Source organism: Paenibacillus sp. QJM3NY_38, from assembly GCF_056173265.1.
In genome coordinates this window covers 3830472-3851060 of the sequence record NZ_CM149665.1, presented here as the reverse complement: position 1 = coordinate 3851060, position 20589 = coordinate 3830472, and the positions used below count along the sequence as shown (strand labels likewise).

General features: G+C 43.5%; 18 protein-coding genes and 1 pseudogene. 15 read left to right on the top strand and 4 right to left on the bottom strand.

Annotated features, from left to right (window positions below):
• Positions 1–11 precede the first annotated feature (11 nt).
• Positions 12–974, bottom strand: coding sequence for a helix-turn-helix transcriptional regulator (locus tag AC0VZ8_RS17660; RefSeq protein ID WP_475483859.1), 963 nt, complete (start codon positions 972–974; stop codon positions 12–14).
• A gap of 112 nt (positions 975–1086) precedes the next feature.
• On the opposite strand from AC0VZ8_RS17660, the gene AC0VZ8_RS17655 reads away from it, so the two are divergent.
• The 8 genes from AC0VZ8_RS17655 to AC0VZ8_RS17620 all read left to right on the top strand — a co-directional run bounded on the left by AC0VZ8_RS17655 (position 1087) and on the right by AC0VZ8_RS17620 (position 10613).
• Positions 1087–1566 (top strand): GyrI-like domain-containing protein, encoded by a 480-nt coding sequence (locus tag AC0VZ8_RS17655; protein ID WP_071218938.1) that lies wholly within the window; start codon positions 1087–1089, stop codon positions 1564–1566.
• A gap of 76 nt (positions 1567–1642) precedes the next feature.
• Entirely contained in the window at positions 1643–2107 is a 465-nt protein-coding gene (locus AC0VZ8_RS17650) for a phage tail protein (protein WP_071218939.1), read from the top strand.
• A 510-nt stretch (positions 2108–2617) separates the two neighbouring features.
• Positions 2618–5272: a phosphoenolpyruvate synthase gene (gene ppsA / locus AC0VZ8_RS17645; RefSeq protein WP_475483858.1), complete on the top strand. Its 2655-nt coding sequence runs from the start codon at positions 2618–2620 to the stop codon at positions 5270–5272.
• A 248-nt stretch (positions 5273–5520) separates the two neighbouring features.
• Positions 5521–5940 carry a VOC family protein gene (locus AC0VZ8_RS17640; protein WP_475483857.1) on the top strand — a complete coding sequence of 140 codons (420 nt, stop codon included), beginning with the start codon at positions 5521–5523 and terminating at the stop codon, positions 5938–5940.
• A 177-nt stretch (positions 5941–6117) separates the two neighbouring features.
• Positions 6118–6894: an NAD-dependent epimerase/dehydratase family protein gene (locus tag AC0VZ8_RS17635; protein WP_475483856.1), complete on the top strand. Its 777-nt coding sequence runs from the start codon at positions 6118–6120 to the stop codon at positions 6892–6894.
• Between the two features lie 121 nt (positions 6895–7015).
• On the top strand, positions 7016–7819 hold the full coding sequence (locus tag AC0VZ8_RS17630; protein WP_071218943.1) for an undecaprenyl-diphosphate phosphatase: 804 nt from the start codon (positions 7016–7018) through the stop codon (positions 7817–7819).
• Between the two features lie 462 nt (positions 7820–8281).
• Positions 8282–8968 carry a DUF4386 domain-containing protein gene (locus tag AC0VZ8_RS17625; protein ID WP_475483855.1) on the top strand — a complete coding sequence of 229 codons (687 nt, stop codon included), beginning with the start codon at positions 8282–8284 and terminating at the stop codon, positions 8966–8968.
• 226 nt (positions 8969–9194) lie between these two features.
• Positions 9195–10613, top strand: a complete 1419-nt coding sequence (locus tag AC0VZ8_RS17620; protein ID WP_475483854.1) for an FMN-binding glutamate synthase family protein — start codon at positions 9195–9197, stop codon at positions 10611–10613.
• 162 nt (positions 10614–10775) lie between these two features.
• Here AC0VZ8_RS17620 and AC0VZ8_RS17615 read toward each other — a convergent pair whose 3' ends face one another.
• Complete coding sequence (locus AC0VZ8_RS17615; RefSeq protein WP_475483853.1) at positions 10776–11684, bottom strand: NAD-dependent epimerase/dehydratase family protein; 909 nt, start codon at positions 11682–11684, stop codon at positions 10776–10778.
• 493 nt (positions 11685–12177) lie between these two features.
• Here AC0VZ8_RS17615 and AC0VZ8_RS17610 point away from each other — a divergent pair, with 493 nt between their 5' ends.
• From AC0VZ8_RS17610 to AC0VZ8_RS17595, 4 genes and pseudogenes are all read left to right on the top strand, one after another.
• A complete protein-coding gene (locus tag AC0VZ8_RS17610; RefSeq protein WP_475483852.1) occupies positions 12178–13032 on the top strand; it encodes a stalk domain-containing protein in 855 nt (284 codons plus the stop codon).
• Between the two features lie 125 nt (positions 13033–13157).
• Positions 13158–13790: a streptogramin A O-acetyltransferase Vat(I) gene (gene vat(I) / locus AC0VZ8_RS17605; protein WP_475483851.1), complete on the top strand. Its 633-nt coding sequence runs from the start codon at positions 13158–13160 to the stop codon at positions 13788–13790.
• 179 nt (positions 13791–13969) lie between these two features.
• A pseudogene (locus tag AC0VZ8_RS17600) lies at positions 13970–14077 on the top strand (IS1595 family transposase); the annotation flags it as partial.
• A gap of 80 nt (positions 14078–14157) precedes the next feature.
• Positions 14158–15219 (top strand): alpha/beta fold hydrolase, encoded by a 1062-nt coding sequence (locus AC0VZ8_RS17595; RefSeq protein WP_475483850.1) that lies wholly within the window; start codon positions 14158–14160, stop codon positions 15217–15219.
• Between the two features lie 88 nt (positions 15220–15307).
• On the opposite strand, the gene AC0VZ8_RS17590 is transcribed toward AC0VZ8_RS17595, so the two are convergent.
• On the bottom strand, positions 15308–16798 hold the full coding sequence (locus tag AC0VZ8_RS17590; protein ID WP_475483848.1) for a glycoside hydrolase family 43 protein: 1491 nt from the start codon (positions 16796–16798) through the stop codon (positions 15308–15310).
• Between the two features lie 170 nt (positions 16799–16968).
• Between AC0VZ8_RS17590 and AC0VZ8_RS17585 the strand changes: the two genes are divergently transcribed.
• The 3 genes from AC0VZ8_RS17585 to AC0VZ8_RS17575 all read left to right on the top strand — a co-directional run bounded on the left by AC0VZ8_RS17585 (position 16969) and on the right by AC0VZ8_RS17575 (position 19403).
• Positions 16969–17901 (top strand): ArsR/SmtB family transcription factor, encoded by a 933-nt coding sequence (locus tag AC0VZ8_RS17585; RefSeq protein WP_475487707.1) that lies wholly within the window; start codon positions 16969–16971, stop codon positions 17899–17901.
• Between the two features lie 296 nt (positions 17902–18197).
• Positions 18198–18863: a hypothetical protein gene (locus tag AC0VZ8_RS17580; protein ID WP_475483847.1), complete on the top strand. Its 666-nt coding sequence runs from the start codon at positions 18198–18200 to the stop codon at positions 18861–18863.
• Positions 18864–19019: 156 nt separating this feature from the next.
• A complete protein-coding gene (locus tag AC0VZ8_RS17575) occupies positions 19020–19403 on the top strand; it encodes a VOC family protein (RefSeq protein ID WP_071218951.1) in 384 nt (127 codons plus the stop codon).
• 67 nt (positions 19404–19470) lie between these two features.
• On the opposite strand, the gene AC0VZ8_RS17570 is transcribed toward AC0VZ8_RS17575, so the two are convergent.
• Positions 19471–20379, bottom strand: coding sequence for a LysR family transcriptional regulator (locus AC0VZ8_RS17570; RefSeq protein WP_475483846.1), 909 nt, complete (start codon positions 20377–20379; stop codon positions 19471–19473).
• Positions 20380–20589: the final 210 nt, after the last annotated feature.

The following is a 20589-nucleotide window of genomic DNA, read 5'->3' as shown; positions in this document are numbered from 1 at the left end:
AAAGGCATTGCTTACGGACCGTATTGGCTTAATCGTTCTTTTAAACCTGAAACGACTTCATTCGGTATCTCCCTGATCTTAATATCTCGACCTAGGAAAAGCAGCCAATTGGTCATTTCGTTTAATTCTTCTGCATGAAGAACATTGATATAAGTCTTTAAAGTTGCGGTGGTTTGGTACGGATTCGTATAAGAAATTGAAACTTTTAAAGGATGGTATTTTTTGAACTGAGCAATTGCCTTCGGGCCAAGATCAAGGACAAGATTGATGATCTCTTCCTGCTTACTTAGTTGCTCTAGAATCTTTTTCTTACTTATTCTTTTTTTCTCAGGGTATGGTTTTACGTCGGTGAGATTGTCGACAGGAATAATCCACCTCTTCCCCTCCCCTAAGTCAAAACCTTCGATTTGCCATAGGCTTTTTTCACGATAAAGATGCAAGAGATAAATGGGATAAGACTTTAATATCTTCTCTTCCTTGATGGTAACCAATAAATACTTGTCCACCAGAAGGATCTGGATGAGTTTTTCTAACATCGGATGGGGCAGGTCAGACAGATCAAGCAGGTCTGGATTATGAGGGTTGGTCCCTTCAAAAAGCAATAGTTGATTTAACAGAACAAGGTCATCTTGCTGGTTTTCCGAGATGAGACCTAGTAATTTTTCTGCTAAAGATTGACGACTCTTCAGATAAGGGAGTTGTTGATTTCTGGTGGCCATAAAGGCTATAAACAGAGCTTTAATTTCATTATCGGTAAAGCGGACCGTGGGCAGGACAGAGTTGTTCATGACAAAATAACCCCCGTCCCTACCAACTTCAGCGACAAGCGGCATCCCCATGGCTTCAATTTCTCTAATATCTCGAATCGCTGTCGAACGAGAAATGTTAAATTCCTGCATGATTTCAGAAATGGTAAAGTGGGCACGGTTGTTGATATAGCGCATAATGATATTGATCCGTTCAACTTTTTTCATCGGTTCTCCTCTAAACAGTATCATTTTTTGACATGATTTAAGGTTATTATAAACCCATCAAGTGAAAAGACAAATCATTTGATAAAAATAAAAAAAAAGGTAGGGATTGAATATGACAAATTATACGCTTGAGGAAAAAGACAGCTTTATCGTTTTGGGAATTGGGACTGAGCTTCAGAGCGATTATACAGACTATGCTGGTATAAACAAGGAGAAGGCAGACTTTTGGGAGGCAGTGAAACAAGATGGAAGCCTTGATACGTTAAAGGCTGTTGCCGCAAATGACTACATTTTTGCCGTAAACGAAGCGGTCAATAACAAGATGATGTATTATGCTGGCGTCATGACAGAGACATCTCTACCCGAAGCAACGAGGGTTATTCAGTTTCCTAAAGGGGAATACCTCGTAGTAAAAGGGGAAGGGAACACGGCAGATGAGTTGAGTAATAAACTTACTGGCATTGCCTTCGGACAAGTCTTGCCGGAAGCTCAGAATTTTGCCTATGTAGGCGGGCCAAACGCAACGGTAGAGATGGGGCAGCGAGACGGGTTGGTATTTGGTGAGCTGTGGATTCCTGTTGTCAGGAAATAAGTGCATGTTTCGATGCAAGCTTTGCTCGAAGTAGGTCCATGAACCTACGCTCACCAAACTTTTAGGAGGGATGAACATGTCCAATATCGTTGATTTTAACGATGTGTCTACGGCGGGTTTAGAATCTTCACCCGTAGTAGAAGCGCTTGCTGGTTTACGAGCGAATGAAGCCCGTTATTTTATGAACAAATATAAGCATGAATTTACGGTTGTACCAGCAAGCGAAAGCCAGGAGACCCTTGATTATGTAAACCGAATTCTAAAAGAAGAACGTGATATCGAGTTTGCGGCCAAACCGCTAGAAACGTCGCGTTTTCAGGTGGAAAATATCAAATGGGCTTTCGTATTTTATGAAGATGGTCTTGCGGTTAATGTCATGTATACGATTGATGACCCGAAGAAGCGTGCCGTTGGTTTTAAGCTTTCTGAGGGGATGGAGGTACCGCAGGAGTTAGAAGGAAAGTTTAAATTTGCTAGGCAGAAGTCTAAATTAGCTGGAACCATTCGGGGTTCGTTCTTTGTCATAAAAGGAGAATACTGAAGTAAGCAAAAGCACCAAGTGGAGGATTCCAGCCAATTATAATACATAAAAAGAGCAGCGATAATTCGCAGCTCTTTTTATTTGCATGAAACGTGCGACGAAAATGGGTGACGCTAAGATTGCAAGCTGCAGCCAATGCATCGATTAGAATCAACCTCAGCAGTGCTGTGAGATGTACTCCACGTGCCGAGAAGCGCTTTTAGATCTAAGTAGCAAACATGCCAGCGGCTTACCTGACCTTTTAAACTTTGGGCAAGATGTAGCTGGGTCGGAAGAAGCGAGACATCTTAGCCTGATGACAAGAACAATAGTAGTGAAACTAAAAAAAAGAACCTGGCAGTTTTATCAGGTTCTTTTTTATTGCATATAAACGGACGCGATGATATAATCGGATCACGACTGATATTTTATGTATGGACATAATTATCTTATCTTACAATCTAAGTGTATCATGCAGAAAAACTCTTGTCAAATGTTTTTTCTCAAATTAATGGTTAGGAGAGATGTTGAATGCGTTCGTTGGTTCTCGATTTTCAGGAAATGGACAAAAAGCAGCTTGGGCTCGTTGGTGGAAAAGGGCTCCATTTAGGGGAATTATCAAAAATTGAGGGAATACGAGTTCCCGAAGGATTTTGCGTGACAACCATAGGATATCAAAGAGCCATCGAACAAAACGAAACGTATCAAGCTATGCTCAATCGACTAACCATGCTATCAGCAGAGGATCGAGATCAAATGGTTGAAATCAGCAGGAAGATCAGACAAACCATTATGGAGGTAGAAATTCCATCCGATGTAGTGACAGCAGTAACTCGCTATCTCTCCAGGTTTGGCGAGGAACAGGCTTATGCCGTACGATCCAGTGCAACTGCTGAAGATTTACCGCATGCCTCTTTTGCGGGTCAACAAGACAGCTATCTAAACATCATCGGCGTCGATGCCATCTTGCAGCATATCAGCAAATGCTGGGCTTCCTTGTTTACAGATCGCGCGGTGATCTATCGCATGCAAAATGGATTTGACCATCGTCAAGTTTATTTATCCGTAGTCGTTCAAAGGATGGTTTTCCCCGAGGCTTCAGGGATATTATTCACCGCTGATCCGATGACTTCTAATCGAAAGCTGCTATCCATCGATGCCGGTTTCGGACTTGGAGAAGCACTGGTCTCTGGCTTGGTATCTGCCGATGGTTACAAAGTACGGGAAGGAGAAATCATCGAGAAGCGGATAGCAGCCAAAACATTGGCGATCTACGGACGAAAAGAAGGCGGAACAGAAAAAAAGCAAATCGATCCCGATCAGCAAAAGTCACAAACACTTACGGATGAGCAAATTTTACAACTGGCACGCATCGGGAGACAGATTGAGGCTCATTTTGGCCAACCCCAAGATATCGAGTGGTGTTTGGCCCAGGATACCTTCTATATTGTCCAGAGTCGGCCAATCACGACGCTATACCCGATACCTGAAGCGAATGATCAAGAAAATCACGTATACGTATCTGTCGGTCATCAACAAATGATGACGGATCCCATGAAACCGCTGGGATTGTCTTTTTTCCTGCTAACGACTCCTGCACCCATGCGTACAGCTGGCGGAAGGTTGTTTGTTGATACTACGGCTATGCTGGCTTCACCGGTTAGCAGAGAAAATGTATTAAATACCCTGGGACAATCCGATCCACTCATCAAAGACGCTCTTATGACCATCTTAGAGCGAGGAGATTTTATAAAATCGCTACCCATCGCTGAAAATGAACAGACTCCCGGAAAAAACAATATATCGTCTGCGGGTTATCAAACGCCAATCGACCACGATCCGACAATCGTTTCTGATTTAATGGAACGTACTCAATCATCGATCGAAGTGTTGAAACAAAACATCCAAACGAAATCCGGATCCGATTTATTTGATTTTATATTGGAAGATATCCAGGAACTGAAGAAGAATTTATTTGACCCACAAAGCTCGGCTGTCATCATGGCTGCAATGAATGCTTCAACCTGGATCAACGAAAAAATGAATGAATGGTTAGGCGAAAAAAACGCAGCCGACACGCTTTCTCAATCCGTACCGGGCAATGTTACTTCGGAAATGGGTCTGGCGCTGCTGGATGTTGCAGACGTCATTCGTCCTTATCCGGAAATCATTGATTATTTGGAGCAAGCAAAAGATGATCACTTTTTGGATGAACTGGTTAAGTTGGATGGTGGACAGGAATCCCTTGACGCGATCCTTGATTTTCTCGACAAATATGGCATGCGATGTGCTGGAGAAATCGATTTAACAAGAACTCGTTGGAGTGAAAAACCAATTGCGCTTGTTCCGTTGATTCTGGGTAACATCAAAAACTTCAAGCCTAATGCCAGCCATCGGAAATTCGAGCAAGGGCGGCAGGAAGCTTTGAAAAAAGAACAAGAGCTATTAGATCGATTGAAACAATTGCCGGACGGTGAAGGAAAAGCCCAAGAAACCAAACGAATGATTGACCTCATTCGGAATTTCATGGGTTATCGGGAATACCCGAAATACGGTATGGTGAATCGTTACTTTATTTATAAGCAGGCTTTACTGAAAGAGGCTGAACGACTCGTACAAGCGGGCGTTATTCATCATAAGGAAGATATATATTATCTCACTTTTGAAGAGCTTGACGAGGTCGTACGCACAAATAAACTGGATAACCCGGGTTCCATGGTCGAGCAGCAAGCAAAGCTTGCGATCAGACAGATGATCAGCAAACGAAAAGAGGAGTACAACGTATTTGAAAAACTAACTCCTCCGCGCGTGATCACGTCGGATGGTGAAATCATCGCAGGGGAGTACAACCGAGAAAATATCCCAGCCGAAGCTATTGTCGGCCTGCCTGTTTCTTCCGGAACGGTCGAAGGACGAGCGCGTGTCATCTTAAACATGGAAGACGCCGATCTCGAGGAAGGAGATATATTAGTCACCGCTTTTACCGACCCTAGCTGGACGCCTCTGTTTGTATCGATTAAGGGCTTGGTCACCGAAGTGGGCGGACTGATGACCCATGGAGCCGTTATCGCGCGTGAATATGGCTTACCGGCCGTTGTCGGCGTGGAGAATGCTACCAAACGGATAAAGGATGGGCAGCGCATTCGCGTACATGGGACTGAAGGCTATATTGAAATATTGTCATAGCTCAGTACGACAAGTGATGGCATTCGCCACAAGACCACAATCAACAGTATGTAAAAGAAGTCGCGCAATCCGCGGCTTTTTTTCATTTTACGCTGGAAAAGTTGCAAACGTCCCGGCATTTTTAATATTTATGACAATAACTGTCACTATTATCAATCATAATAGGTTCAAAGCCTAAATGCGCTTAGGTATTAGCTCGATGTCATCTGTTAGAATCCAAAAAATGAAGCTAAAGGAGCTGTTTAGAAATGACGTTACAATTCATTCCCTACATTATGCTGGACGGAAACGCCAATGAAGCGATTGCGTTTTACGAAAAAGCATTGGATGCTAAAGTCTTGTCAAAGCAAACTTTTGGACAGGCACCCGAGAGTATCCAGAACACCATGCCATCAGATGTAAAGGATAGAGTGGCTCACTCCGTTTTAAGGATCGGGGAAATTGAAATGTTTGTAGCCGATACGGAACCTGGTCAGCAAACGCAGCCGGGAGATCGGTTGAGCATTTGCATTACGACAAACGATATTGAAAAATCAGAACAATTTTATGGGGCGTTACAACAGGGAGGACAAGTGATTACGCCATTGCAAGAAATGTATTTTAGCCCAGCTTACGCAATGGTTACTGATCAGTTCGGAATTACCTTTCAAATTTTTACTACAAGGTAACACAAATGAAGAGCTGGCCTGCTTTCAATCTTCCGGTACATGTCGGCGCGTAACCAGCTTTCACCTATTCTCCTGATCCGGATTTTCGTATATATCCTTCTCGTTACGGGTAATTAAATTACTGACAGCACACACACCAACCGTGTGACTATGAAGCGGGAAAGGGGATCGAAACGAATGAAACGGAAATTGTTAATAACGGGAGCGGCAGGCACCATTGGAAATGTCATTTACAACAGGCTGCTCAAAGACAACCGGTATGAGGTTGTTGGAGCGGATATACAGGCGGACGAGAAGCTGGGCATTGTACCAATGGACATCGGAGACGAAGCGCGGCTGACGGAGCTGACGCAAGGAATTGATACGGTGCTTCATTTTGCCTGGATCAAGGACAAGGGGGATTTTCTTGGTAAAGTGCTCGGGGGAAATGTGAGCGGTGCCTACAAGTTATTTGAGGCGGCGGTGCAAAATAGTGTGCGCCGTATCATATTCGCCAGTTCGAATCATACCACCGGGTATTACAAGACAAATGAGATGGTAGGGCCCCAAGATCCATACCGTCCGGATAGTTTTTACGGACTCAGCAAATGTTATATCGAGCTGCTGGGCCGACTGTATTCGGACCAAGGCAAGATCTCTTCGTTCAATATTCGGATTGGCAACTTTCCTGGGGACAATCGTCCTCATTCAGAACGTGCGAGGCATATCTGGATATCCGAACGCGATATGCTCCAATTAATCGTTTGTTGCATTGAAGCAGATGACGAACTGAAATTTTTGAATCTGTACGGCACCTCTGCCAACAGTGATAACTACTACAACATCGATTATCTGGAGGAACTGATCGGATACAAACCTCAGGATGATGCGACAAAGCTGCTTGAGCTGGCCAAGGCAGCGGGACGCAAAGTGCGTGAGGATGAGACGATCTATCAGGGGGGACAGCAACAGTAGCAATTGAGCAATGTGACAATGTTGTCACTCGGAATGAAATAATGTTATATGAATCGATGGGAATATATAGATGTCCCCCTTATACTGGAAATGTTAGATTTCCAAAGGGGGATATGCACTGATGACTGATATAGTTAAAGCAATCATACTCGGCATAATAGAGGGTTTAACCGAATTTTTACCGGTATCGTCTACTGGACATTTAATTTTGGCGGGCCATTTGCTAAGCTTTGAGGGAGACGCTGCCATAACTTTCAAAATTGTTATACAGTTGGGTGCAGTAATGGCCGTTCTCATTCTGTATTGGAAAAGGTATTTGGCGATTGGGACCAATCTGATTCGAATGGACTTTTCCCGTAGTCGAGGATTAAATGTTATACATATGATTTTGGCTATGTTACCGGCGTTAATTGTATATCTTCTGCTCAAGGACACAATAAAAAGCCAATTATTCGGCCCAACTCCAGTCTTGATCGGGCTAGTGGCCGGTGGCGTGTTAATGATCATTGCAGCACGGAGTAGGAGAACCGAAACCGCTGATACGATGGATCGGATTAATTATAAACAAGCTTTCGGGATTGGCTTGTTTCAGTGTCTGGCTTTATGGCCGGGATTCTCGAGGTCGGGTTCGACGATTTCAGGCGGACTTTTACTTGGCACCAGCCAAAAAGCTGCCGCAGATTTTACGTTCCTAATCTCCGTGCCTGTTATGTTTGGTGCAAGCTTGCTAGATTTATATGATAGTCGGGATTTGTTGAGTTCTGATGATTTCGTCCTAATGTTTATTGGCTTTGCAACATCCTTTCTTGTGGCCATGATTGCCGTCGTGACGTTTATCAAACTGATTAAGCGACTTCGGTTGGAATGGTTTGCTCTATATCGTTTTGTCTTAGCGGCTCTCTTCTATTTGATCATCCTGCGGTAACCCGTCTTGATATTGGATGGTTGATGAATTCTATTCCGCTATCATTAGTCAAACACACGAAATGAGGGAGCGCGTGGTGGTTGAGGGGAGTATCTGAAGATAGCAAGATGAAGCGCAGCTGAGATGCTGCGTTTTCCCATATATACCGATAGTCATTTCTACCAAGAAATCAGCTGGATGTTAGAACAAGACGGTGATGCGATCATTTATCGGTTAGGAAGCGACTCGCCTGCTATGACAAAAGAGCAACTGATGAAAGCCGCAAAATTGTTTCTATGGTGATAAGCCTTTACATTAATACTGAATAGCGATAATCCAGATTTACAGGCTGCTGTGGCAGCCTGTTTTTCGTTTACCAACCACTTTCTTGTCAGAGGCCTAATTTGTACTAAAGTATCTGTTTTATCTTACCTATTCCTGTCATATTAATTCTAAAAGGTAGGTGTTATAGGGAGGTTGTTCATGTTGAGGAAGCGTACAAATTCAGGTAGAAGGTCTGCAGTAATTACTGGGGTGTTATTAATAGTCGGATTGGTTACAGGTATATTTAGTGTGGTTCCTGTTATAGATGGGGTAGATTACCTTGCCAAGGCTTCTACAAATGAGAATGAGCTACTAACTGGAGCTTTTTTTCAGTTGTTGATGATTGTTGCATATGTTGGTGTTCCTATTATAATGTATCCGATTTTAAGTAAGCATAATAAAGGTTTAGCTCTTGGATCGGTTGCTTTCGGCATTATTGCGGGTGTGTTCATTATTATTGGTGTAATCATACTTCTGTTGCTATTGACATTAAGCCATGAATTTGCAAAAGTTGGAACGCTGGATGTATCGTCTTTTCAGACCCTGGGTGGGTTGTTAAGAGAAGGACGAGATTTGGTGAATCATGTGGCAACAACACTGGCGTTCGTTTTGGCTATGCTCTTGTTTAACTGCATATTTTACCAAACGAAATTAGTTCCACGCTGGTTGTCTGTCTGGGCTCTTATTGGCTCTACATTGTCCATATTGGCAAGCTTATTATTTATGATCCACTTCATCGGTCTGGATGCAACCTATATGATGTTGAACATTCCAATAGCCTTTCATCAATTGGTTTTGGCTATATGGCTAATCATTAAAGGATTCAAGCATAATACTATCGGATAAAATTATGGATTAATCCCAATTTAAAGCATAGAGCTATACGGTAATCCCATGTGAATAGGATGAGACGGTTAACAAATAATAAGTAAATTCATGAAAGCATGAGATACCTTCGTAACCAACTGCTTGGAGTAAGGAATGAATACTCTTTAAGACGTCAGATCAATATTAGCAATTTCCTTCATCATTGAATCGGTAACAGCCATTAGCTTGCAAGAGGGGGATTAGTTTGTTTCGTTGGATGATTCGCAAGATGACGAACGGTGTAATGGACGAGATTGTGGACCATTATATAAAGGGTATGATACAAGATCCATATACGGAACATGCGTTTTCCATGTTTACAACCATACAAAAGCTGACGCCGCGGGCAATCATTGAAGCCGGGATGCGGGCGGAAAGCGGGAAAGCAATCAAGCGCACTTTGGGGAGTCCGATAATGTTATCCGACTGGCATAAAATTTTGCTTAACCCCGTACATATGTTCCGCCTGCCCACGGAGGACAGCGTGCAAATCCAAACAGGCGTCACAATTGGTCCTCAAGCGAAAAAGCCACTAAATCTAGAAATTCCTATTCTCATCAGCGGCATGTCATATGGTGGAGCACTAAGTTTGAAGGTAAAGGTCGCTTTGGCTCGTGGTGCCAGTATCGCAGGTACGGCAACCAATTCTGGAGAAGCGCCTTTAGTCGATGAGGAACGAAGGGAAGCCAAGTTTTTCATCGGCCAGTTTCATCGCGGCGGGTGGATGAACGACGATAAATCTCTCCGGCAATTGGACGCTATAGAAATCCAGCTCGGTCAAGGGGCCCTCGCGGCCGCTCCGATGTCGATGGCGTCGGAGCAGATTGAAGAGGATTTGCGGATCGCCAAAAAGCTGAAACCCGGGGAAAATGCCGCAATTCATACCCGTATCTCGGGAGTAAACAAAACGGAGGACATGATTACACTGGTGCAGGACTTGAAAAATAAATACGGAGTGCCGGTTGGGATTAAAATCTGTGCGACTCATTTTATGGAACGGGAGTTGGAGGTCGCCATTCAAGCGGGAGTCGATTATTTTGTCGTGGACGGTGCGGAAGCAGGAACGCAGGGAGGTCCGCCGACACTTCTAGATGACGTCGGGCTCCCAACGTTATTTGCGCTCGCAAGAACGGTTCAGTATTTGGAAGAACGCGGGGTTAAACAAAGCATTTCCGTCATCGCTAGTGGGGGGTTAACGACGCCGGGACATTTCCTAAAGGCAATGGCGTTAGGGGCGGACGCGGTCTATATCGGTTCAATCGCCTTAATAGCCCTACAGACGCAAGCGGCTAAGGCGCTGGCGACCGAACAACCGCAGCAAGTTCATATGGATTGGCGTAAGTTCAAAGAAGGATTGGATGTTGATAAGGGCGCCGAACATTTGGCTAAATTCCTCAAATCGTCTGTCGAGGAAATGAAATTAGTCGCTTATACCCTTGGGAAAACGGATTTGGCACAAATCAACAAAATGGATCTGGTTACAGTGGACCGGGATTTAGCCCAAGTACTGCGGATCGATTATGCCGGTTTCCCTCCAGGAAAGCCAAAACCATCCACAGCAACCAACGTTATACCGGACGTAACGGAAACGATAGATCCGGATGAACCTCTGCCTCTACAGTAAACTCCCTTATTCATTGGGGGCTCCCACTATAGTTGATTAAACAAAACCCGCTCAGCATTTGGTTCTATCCCAAGTCAAAGAAAAAATGAGCTAGGCCTTCTTTGCCTGAGCTCATTTTTCTTTTTTGGTGTATTTTTCGAACATAAATATATGTGTAGTGGCTTATATGTTTGTTTTCGATAAAGCAAGCTGATCATCAGGCAGCGCCTTCGATGAACCATCGTTATGAAGAACACTACGCCATGAATACCTCGGTTCATATCCAAGTATATCCCTTGCCTTATCAATTGCCATCAGCGTCTCATGTCCCTGAACCTCTCTCTTTAAGGACACATTGGGAAAAAATCGTTTGACCAAATCCTGGCTAAGATCCGGCATGATGGTGTCCGGGGCTGTGATATGGAATACCTGATTTCCTAAATTGTCCTTCTCTATTGCAAGAAGACAGGCTTTAGCTGCATCTCTTACATCGCAATAGGCCCAGGCGTTTTTCTTTTGAATATCCTTTTGTTCATCATTCCAATGCATGATAGGGATTTTTTCATACTCATCCGGTTCATACATATTCGCGAAGCGAAGCGTGACGAGCTGTTGATTCGTAAGTTTATGATACATGCCTGTTAGGTGTTCCGTCAGCAGTTTCGCCATGGCATAGGATGACTTCGCGGTAGTTGGATGCTCTTCATCAACAGGGAGGTAATCCAGTTGCTCCGGTACAAACGGATAGCCCAAAACCGTTTCGCTTGAAGCCCATACCAGCTTGGGAATTTTAAAATCTTTACATGCTTCTAGAATGTTAAAATTAACGAGCATATTATTCTCGAATATCGCTTGGGGTGTATTCCTTACATCAGTTGGGATATTCCCAAGATGGACAACGGCATCACTTCCCATTAAAAGCTGACAGACTTGACCATAATCACGCAGCTCAGCTTGAATAAAGTTTTTTGATGCTGATTCTTCCCGTAGTAATCGATCGGTGGCTACTACATCATGGCCAGCTTCCAATATGGTTCTTACCGCCCAGCGGCCGATTTTTCCGGCTGCTCCTGTCACCACTACTTTCATCATTTCCCACCCCTTATCATATTTCCGTCACAGCAAGTTGACCTTAAATCGCTGTTAGACTTCCCGTTACTTTATGGTTTTATTACTCTGCAGTTACAGAGCATACGATATTTTTAAAGAACTTCATGTTTTTAATAACCCCGTCTTGCCCTGAATCGAGGACAAAGTTGGGACCTCACTGGCTGTTATGATAATAAATACGGCGAATTCCACTTATAATCATGCGAAGCAAGGGAACGTCAATTGGGTGGTATTTAAGCACTCAACCTCAGTTAAGAAGTGATTTTGAATAATCGTCCCAATTATAAAACAGCCTCCGTTTGTTGTGTCCAACTCAATGGCAAGAAGTTACCAGATTAACCTAAGTGAAAACGAAAGAGCTAAATCCAGAAATCCACATTCTGCATGACAACTTTTATTGTGAGAGTAACTTTTCTAAAGATATTCGCGTCTCTATTGTAGCTTCAAAAAATTACAATAAGTAGGTGAGAATTCTTTGAAAATAAAACATTGGAAATATGCGGTTGCCGTTTTATTTATCATGTCCGTGCTTTTACCGCTGGGAGCTCAAGAATCTCATGCAGCTTCCAAGTACGTCGAGCTGGAAATGCAATGGGAAGACGGTCGTAACAGTCATATTGAGACGCTTCATAAGGACGAAGTGACTTATGGGAGTTTTTTCTCTCTAGGCAGCATGGCAGGTCTCCATTGGGGGATGGAGAATGACAATACGGCGGTACTGAAGAGGGATCAGAAGCGCATTGTTGTACACTTGGGAAGCAGCATTGCCGATGTAGATGGGGTTAAAGTGGATATGGGCAGGGAACCTGTGTGGTATATCAGTCACCTTTATGTGCCGATTAGATTCCTTGCAGCTGCTTTGGATGGGGAAGTGGCCAACCGGGATACAAAGACGGGGAAGGTAACCGTAAAAGGACTCAATAATTACACAGATACTTTTTATGGCAGCATGATGGGATACAGCTATACCATACACGCAGCAAAAGGGGATCTTGAAATTACGAATGCTTATACCGGGCAGAAAAATACGATTCCGCTAGGTATGAAGGACATTAATGTGAATAGTCATGATCTCACCTTAAACTTCAAGTGGACTTCCAAGAATCTACTTATTGCATTTATTGAATATTCGAATCGAATGACTGAAGAATATGATCTATATACGTTGGTATTCAAGAATCAAGGGCTGATTCGCAAATCCATTGCTCACGGGTTAACGGAGCAGCATGAAACCTTGAAGTCGGACGGTACCATTCAGCTCATTGATGATAGAAGTATCCGTATTATTGATGATGGAAGCGGCGAAGTACTTAGCGTGATTCCTCGGTAAAACACACAATCGGTTGATTCCCTATGTGGCGTTGACCGGAAAGAAGGTTTTTTTGTGTGGTGATAGTTGTGTGAAAGATTTATCGTTTCAGCCGGATAAATTGCGAAGAGAGGGATGATGTAATAATGACAGGACCGAATCCAAATGAGAGATATCCTATACCCGGAGATAACAATCTTCAGTTTATCAAGAACACGATTACAAAACCTAATATTATCGCAGGGGATTATTCATACTACTATGCCTTAAACGGAGAATCATTTGAGGAACAAGTATTGTATCATTATGAATTCATTGGAACTAAATTAATGATCGGCAAGTTTTGTTCCATTGCTTCCGAGGTCAGATTTATGATGGATGGAGGGAACCATCGGATGGACGGTTCTACCTTTCCATTTAATATCTTTGGAAACGGCTGGGAGAAATTCACTCCATCTTTGGATCAATTGCCGATCAAGGGAGATACGATCATTGGAAATGACGTGTGGATCGGAAGGCGTGCAACGATCATGTCGGGTGTAAGGATTGGCGACGGAGCTATCATTGCCGCTGAAGCTGTCGTTGTAAAGGATGTGGAGCCTTATACGATCGTTGGAGGCAATCCAGCGAAGGAGATCCGCAAGCGATATTCCACCGAAGTCATTCAAGAGTTATTGGATATTAAATGGTGGGATTGCGATATCGAAGTCATCAATCAATATATTGGCGCAATTGTAAGCGGAGATATGGACTTGCTTAGAAAAATGAGACAAAATTAGCGCCCTTTTTTATTGAAATATGGCCATTTGATATGATGAACGTCATGGGCGAAAAAAGGTTCTTAAACGAATGTAGAGACCTATGTTGTCCTAGGAGTTTAGAGGTAAATGACCGGTTGAACCGCCGGTCATTTTTTTCGTTTAGGATGAGATAAAGGCAACGTTTACAGAACGTGAATGGCGGAAAGCTCAAACATCGGGGAAAAAGCCACGAACAGGTTTGTGTTCTCGCAGCCCCTGAAAAGGGTTCTATTTGTGGTTGTTTATCTAGGAATGTTAACTCAAAATAACAACTCATGTTACCGATGATTGGTAGATAATCCGAATGAGAATAGTATAATGCGAAATAGGAGGAGGAGTAGAGAGAGTGATACATAGTGAAGGAATAATTTTACTGGTACTTGCAATCATTGGTTTAATTGTTGCAATTACCCTAGTCATTTATGCTTATCTAAATATGAATTATGATAAAAAACCATTAAAGCAAACATATCGTGCCGGCTATATAGAAAAACAGGTGACTCTTGATGATGGAACGATATTAAATTACGCTGAAGGACCGGATCATGGACCGGCACTTCTGTTAATACACGGGCAGTCCATGCAGTGGGAAGATTATGCTAGAGTACTTCCGGAGCTCGCTCAATATTATCATGTATATGCAGTTGATTGTCACGGGCATGGAGAGTCCAGTCATGATGCTTCAAAGTATACGGCTGTTGCTATGGGAAAGGATTTTGTTTGGTTTATTGATAATGTCATAGGTGAACCAGCCGTGGTATCAGGTCATTCTTCCGGCGGTATTTTAGCAGCATGGATTGCAGCTAATGCACCCGAAGTCGTGCAAGGCATTGTTTTGGAGGACCCGCCGTTTTTTAGTGTGGAGCCGCATGAAATGCAGAAAACATTTGTCTGGCTTGATAGTTTTGAACTCATCCATAACTTTAAGAATCAAACCATTGAAGATGATTATGTCGTGTACTACATGGAAAACAGTTATTTATGGGGAAAGTTTGGTGATTTAAGAAAACTTACTGCAAGGAGTACAAGAGGGTACCGGAAAGCACATCCTGGTGAGCCGTTGAAGTTATGGTACGTCCCCTATAAATGGATACATGGCACACATTATTTAGATCAGTTTGACCTCGATTTTGCTGAGACTTTTTATACAGGTGATTGGTTTAAAGGATTTAATCAGGAGGAAACCTTGTCCAAAATAAACGCTCCTTCTGTATATATTAAGGCAGCCACACAATTTGGCGAAGATGGAGTGCTTTATGCGGCAAACCGTGATGAGGATGCTGAAAAGGTACACAGCCTTTTAAAAGGAAATGAGATGATCTCGATTAAATCCGGGCATGATATTCATTTTGAGAAGCCGGATGAATTTATAACGATTTTGGTTGATTTTTTGAAGAAAATAAAATAAACCATGGTTACATTGAAAGCCGGTACCCAGGTTAATCCTGAGTAACCGGCTCTCTATTTATATATACCCGTTCAGGGAGAAGAGCTTTTTAAAAATAATCGCATGAAAATTTTGAAAACTCAGCCATAGAGCCTTCTCCAAAGGCATATAAACCGATGAGTACGCCTGTAAATCCTCCCGCAACCTCAGAGGAAAGGTATCTGGTTTGCGCCGTTCCCAAGAGAATGTCCTTGCCGTTAGCGTGAATGAAGAAGCTGTAGCGCTCATGACCTGCCCGTATCTTTAAGGTCGCATGATTGACATTCCCCAGTTCTACTTTAGATTCGATGGATTTAATGTCACCGATATTCAGGCGCTCGATCACTTTATACACGGTCTCCTCTTTACGTACGGCTAAATCGTAATGATGATGTTCATCCAAATAAAGCGTGATGCCGGCTTCTCCGCTCGTAAGCTGTACATCGCATGAGATTTCCGCGTTGAAGTCTCTTTGGCGAATGCCGATAAATGTGGGGGACACCGGCATATCCAAGCTCACCCCGGTCCCTTTAAGCTGAACCTTATCGATTTCTAACCGATAGTTTTCTGCAGCAGGATGGCGGAGGAAGCACCAGTCCAGATTCCAGTCCGTGTTCTCGAACGTAAAGGTTTTTTTCTCCTGCTGGACGACATGATTGGAGATCCGATCGGTCTCAAAACTCGTAAGGACGGTGCCGTTATGTCCTGCCGTAAACCAGCCATCCTCGCCAAAAGTAACCGGTGTTAAGAAAACTTCGCGACCAAGATGGTGGTAGGTAAGCCATTGGCCGATTTGACGGAAACCCAGATGGAGCATCCACCAATGGCCTTCGTTGTCTTGAATCAAATCGCCATGGCCAACTCCCTGCAGCTCATATCCACCCAGATTGCGATTGGTCAGTACGGGATTGTTCGGATAGGCTTCGAACGGGCCGGAGATCGAATCCCCCCGTGCATAAGTGACCATATGTCCATATTCCGTACCGCCTTCAGCTGCCATGAGATAGTACTGGCCATTGATTTTATACATATGAGGGCTTTCCAAATATCGTCCGCCCGTTCCTTGCCATATGGAACGACTTGGCGACAGCTTGTCGCCCGATTCAATGTCAATTTCACACTGAACAATGCCGCCAATCCCGTTATCGTCTTTTCCGTTGCTCATAAAGAAGACTTTTCCGTCTTCAAAATACAAATCGGGATCGATCCCCCCTTGATCCACCTCAATCGGTTCGGACCATTCACCGTAAATATCGTCCGTCCATACATAGAAATTTTGACGCGTGGTGTCGTTGGTCGTGGTCATGTAGAATCTCCCGTTGTGGTGCCGTATCGTGGGGGCGAAAACCCCGCCGGAACTGCTTACCTTGCCGAGCTGAATCTGACTCTCTCTGGTTAGGCAATGACCGATTTGCTTCCAGTTAATCAGGTCTTTGCTCTCAAAAATCGGAACACCGGGGAAGTACTGAAAGGAACTGCATACTAAATAATAAGTATCTTCTACTTTGCATACACTGGGGTCAGGATAAAATCCTTTGATGACCGGGTTATGGTATTTCATAAGTCCACCTCTTTCATAAATTAACATGTATATAAATTTAAAGTGATTCGCAGCTAAGGAAATTAAACACCATGGGTTAAAGTCTTGCAATGGATTTGGTTTGAAGATTCATGTTAATTCTATTAAATTAATATATATGTGATTTCAACAGATACGAGGAGATTATGATGATCATCAAAGCAAACGGGGAACCGAAATTCATGCCGCTATATGAAGCCTTAGCCAGCGAGGTCAGATGGAACATCATGAGTCTCATTGCCGATCACGAGCTGAATGTGAAGGATATTGCCAATCGATTGGAACTTAGTCCATCGATCGTCACCATGCACATGCGAAAACTCGAACAAGCCGGACTCATCGGAAGTCGTAGGGTACGACAGGACGGAGGCACGCACAAAATGTGTTTCCTCAAACAAAAAACCATCGAGATTGAGCTGCCTTTTGCCAGCCAAACCCCGAAGATCAGAGAGCAGCGTATTTCAGTCGGTCATTACACCGCATTTGAGGTCCATCCGACTTGCGGGCTTGGTACGCGTGAGAAAGAAATCGGAATTTGGGACGACCCGCGATACTTTCTCGATCCCGAGCGGGTACACGCCGCCATTCTGTGGTTTGGGTGGGGCTATGTTGAGTACAAAATGCCTAACTTTTTACTAGCCGATCAATCCGCCGAATACATTGAAATCTCCATGGAAATTGCTTCGGAAGCTCCAGGTTTAAGAGACCATTGGCCATCGGATATTGATTTCACATTCAACGGGATCCCTCTTGGGACATGGACAAGTCCGGCTGATTTCGGAAGAGCGGCTCGAGGGAGATTTACACCTGATTGGTGGCATCGAAATGTGAATCAATACGGGTTATTGAAAACGATCCGGATTGATGCATCGGGTACGTACATGGATAATGAACGGATGTCAGAGGTGACCCTCGGGGATATCAAGCTGTGGGAACCGTTCTGGACGATTCGTTTCGCGGTTGATGAGCATGCGGTTAACGCAGGGGGATTGACGCTTTATGGAGCCGGATTCGGCAATCACGACCAAGACATTGTCATTCGCGCATACCTTAGCGACGAGCATTATTCGGCATCAGAAGGATAAAGATGGGGGTTATTGCTGTGTAATCTTGTGGAGACTTAATGAAATTGAGATCCGCCTCATTGCAGACAGATCTGTAACTTTACATGCAGTAGTCACGTCTATCTAAGAAAAGGGGGGAGAGCCGACTATTTGAATGCATTGCTCGATATTTTGGAGAATTCGACCACGTTTTCTGCGTTTCGACACCCTTCCTTGGGTAATGACTCATAACGGATCACATTAATCAATGACTCAAACCGATTGCCAATATCGTGAAATCAGTGGCTGAGTGATCATCCATTGCAGTCATGAAGCGTATGAACGAAATACAGAAAGGCGTGAACTCATGTGAATCCAAGACTCTCTGCATTCATAAAAATTTCGATGTTCGTCATGGTTCTATCGCTCACGGCATGTTCAGAACGGCTGAGCCACCCGCCAGTCCTGAAATATCGACACCGGCCAATGAAGAGGCCACGGCCCCTGAAACTGATAACGAGCAAGCACCCGAAGTGACGCGTCCCCAGAACGAGAATTTTGAGTTGATGACTGGTGAGGGTAACCAGTCACTTCCAGCCACCTTGCATCAAGGTAAAGGTTTTTCCTTATACGTATTCGAAAAGTTTGCTTTCGACGCTGACAAAGGACGTCTGTTTCTTAGCGGCAATCCGGAATACGAGGTCACCATCGAAGCGCTGCCTGCAAATTATGACCTAACGAAGCTTAAAACTGAAGGAAACAAGGAATTGGAAGAGCGTGGCGAAGTATCCGATTTTAGCGGAGAGCTCGTTGAGCATCCGCTGGGTTCCGCAGAACTTTATCTTCAAGCATCGGGTAGTGAAGGGATAAACGATTATATGGTGTGGAAGTCTGAAACAGGCGACGCTTTCCTGTTCCGTCTTCACAATCCAAAGGGCGAGGAAGCTTCGGATTTTGCTGGTCCGGTCCTCGTTTCGTTATCTACGGTTAAAAGCGATTCATAATACGAGGCGATGCATGAAAATCGCTCCATAAAAGCTGCAAGAAAGAGGCTGTCTCAAGAACAGCCTCTTTCTTGACGAATGTATGGTTTTTTCTGTTTAGAGTCAGATTGTTAACAGAGCACCAACGTTGCAAATATCAAAGGAGGCAATAACAGCATGAAAATAATGGTTACCAGTATATTCGTGGAAGATCAAGACAAGGCACTGGAGTTTTATTCAGAAAAGCTGGGTTTTGTGAAAAAGGAGGATGTTCCCGTCGGAGAATTTAGGTGGATAACGCTTGTTTCGCCCGATGAGCAGGACGGTACCGAGCTTTTACTCGAACCGAATAACCATCCTGCCGCCAAGGAGTATCAAAAGAAGATATATGCCGATGGCATCCCAGCAACCATGTTTGGCGTTGCAGATATTAATAAAGAGTATAAACGATTGTTGGAACAAGGCGTAAAGTTTACTATGGAGCCGACAAAAATGGGCGAGCTTACAATAGCTGTCTTCGACGATACGTGCGGTAACCTAATTCAGATTGTGGAGAAGTAACTTTTACGACGAACACTCAAGTAATGTGAAGGGAGGGCAGTAATCTGCCTTCCCGAGAAAGGTCTTTCTACGCATCTGATAATAAATTTCTGAATTTCGCTTGAATTTCTTTTAAAAACAAATCGGCAGCTGACGAAAAGACCTGATGTTTTTTCCAAACCATATTTAAGCCTGATTCAAGTCTTGGCTCTAGCGGTCTAAAGCAAAGGCTGCTATCACTAGACGTATTCACTATTTTATCAAGCGCTATTGCATAACCAATGCCTTCTTCAACCATAATGGCAGCATTATATGCAAGGTTATATGTAGTTACGATGTTTAATTTATCAAAACCATCACCAAACCAATCCGCAAATTCATTTTTAGAAAATGTCTGCTTCATGGCCTGTCTTGAACAGATTAGTGGAACATGTAATAAATCTGCTGGCCGAATGGTATCTTTGAAAGCAAGAGGACTGTCTTTCCTCATAACAATGCCCCAAACATCCTTGGCGGGAATATTGATATAGTTGTATTTTGATAAATCAGCTGGTTGAATCAAAATACCAAATTCAAGCAGTCCCTTGTCAAGCCGCTCAGTTACATCATCTTCGTTTCCGCTGTAGAGGTGATACCGTATATTTGGATAGCTTGACTGCAAGTCTCTTACTACCCGTGCAATCTGCTTCATGGCGTCTGTTTCCCCACCGCCTATATAAACATCACCACTTATTGTTTCTTCCATGGATCTAAATTCTGCCGCTAATCTATCGACCATATCAACGATTTCCTCGGCTCTCTTTCTTAACAGCATCCCTTCAGCTGTGAGAATGATATTGTGACTACTCCGAATAAATAGTTTCTTTCCTAACTCTTGTTCGAGATCTTTTAATTGCCTTGACAAGGTTGGCTGTGTAAGATGCAAAAAGTTAGCGGCACCCGTAATACTTCCTTCACTTGCAACCGTAAGAAAATAACGCAAAACTCTAACATCCATTCATACTCCTCCTTTAGTCTTAACAATAAACGTTTCAGAAATGCTTATCAAGCATATCTAGATATAAGATATGAGTATTTGCTATGCGAATAAAGCACGTTAAAATAAATAACAAAAGTAACGACTTTATCGCCGGCTCTGATGCCGTTAGTATTGCAGAGCACAAGATTGTCGGCCTCCAAGATCAGATAAACCACAACATAGACATCT

What these genes read in the sequence shown, in the direction of transcription:
- AC0VZ8_RS17640 (WP_475483857.1), top strand. Translation starts at nt 5,521, where the DNA reads ATGACGTTACAATTCATTCCCTACATTATGCTGGACGGAAACGCCAAT.
- AC0VZ8_RS17590 (WP_475483848.1), bottom strand. Translation starts at nt 16,798, where the DNA reads ATGAAATACCATAACCCGGTCATCAAAGGATTTTATCCTGACCCCAGT.
- AC0VZ8_RS17580 (WP_475483847.1), top strand. Translation starts at nt 18,198, where the DNA reads ATGAACGAAATACAGAAAGGCGTGAACTCATGTGAATCCAAGACTCTC.
- AC0VZ8_RS17615 (WP_475483853.1), bottom strand. Translation starts at nt 11,684, where the DNA reads ATGATGAAAGTAGTGGTGACAGGAGCAGCCGGAAAAATCGGCCGCTGG.
- AC0VZ8_RS17635 (WP_475483856.1), top strand. Translation starts at nt 6,118, where the DNA reads ATGAAACGGAAATTGTTAATAACGGGAGCGGCAGGCACCATTGGAAAT.
- AC0VZ8_RS17575 (WP_071218951.1), top strand. Translation starts at nt 19,020, where the DNA reads ATGAAAATAATGGTTACCAGTATATTCGTGGAAGATCAAGACAAGGCA.
- AC0VZ8_RS17630 (WP_071218943.1), top strand. Translation starts at nt 7,016, where the DNA reads ATGACTGATATAGTTAAAGCAATCATACTCGGCATAATAGAGGGTTTA.
- ppsA (WP_475483858.1), top strand. Translation starts at nt 2,618, where the DNA reads ATGCGTTCGTTGGTTCTCGATTTTCAGGAAATGGACAAAAAGCAGCTT.
- AC0VZ8_RS17570 (WP_475483846.1), bottom strand. Translation starts at nt 20,379, where the DNA reads ATGGATGTTAGAGTTTTGCGTTATTTTCTTACGGTTGCAAGTGAAGGA.
- AC0VZ8_RS17625 (WP_475483855.1), top strand. Translation starts at nt 8,282, where the DNA reads ATGTTGAGGAAGCGTACAAATTCAGGTAGAAGGTCTGCAGTAATTACT.
- AC0VZ8_RS17650 (WP_071218939.1), top strand. Translation starts at nt 1,643, where the DNA reads ATGTCCAATATCGTTGATTTTAACGATGTGTCTACGGCGGGTTTAGAA.
- AC0VZ8_RS17660 (WP_475483859.1), bottom strand. Translation starts at nt 974, where the DNA reads ATGAAAAAAGTTGAACGGATCAATATCATTATGCGCTATATCAACAAC.
- AC0VZ8_RS17655 (WP_071218938.1), top strand. Translation starts at nt 1,087, where the DNA reads ATGACAAATTATACGCTTGAGGAAAAAGACAGCTTTATCGTTTTGGGA.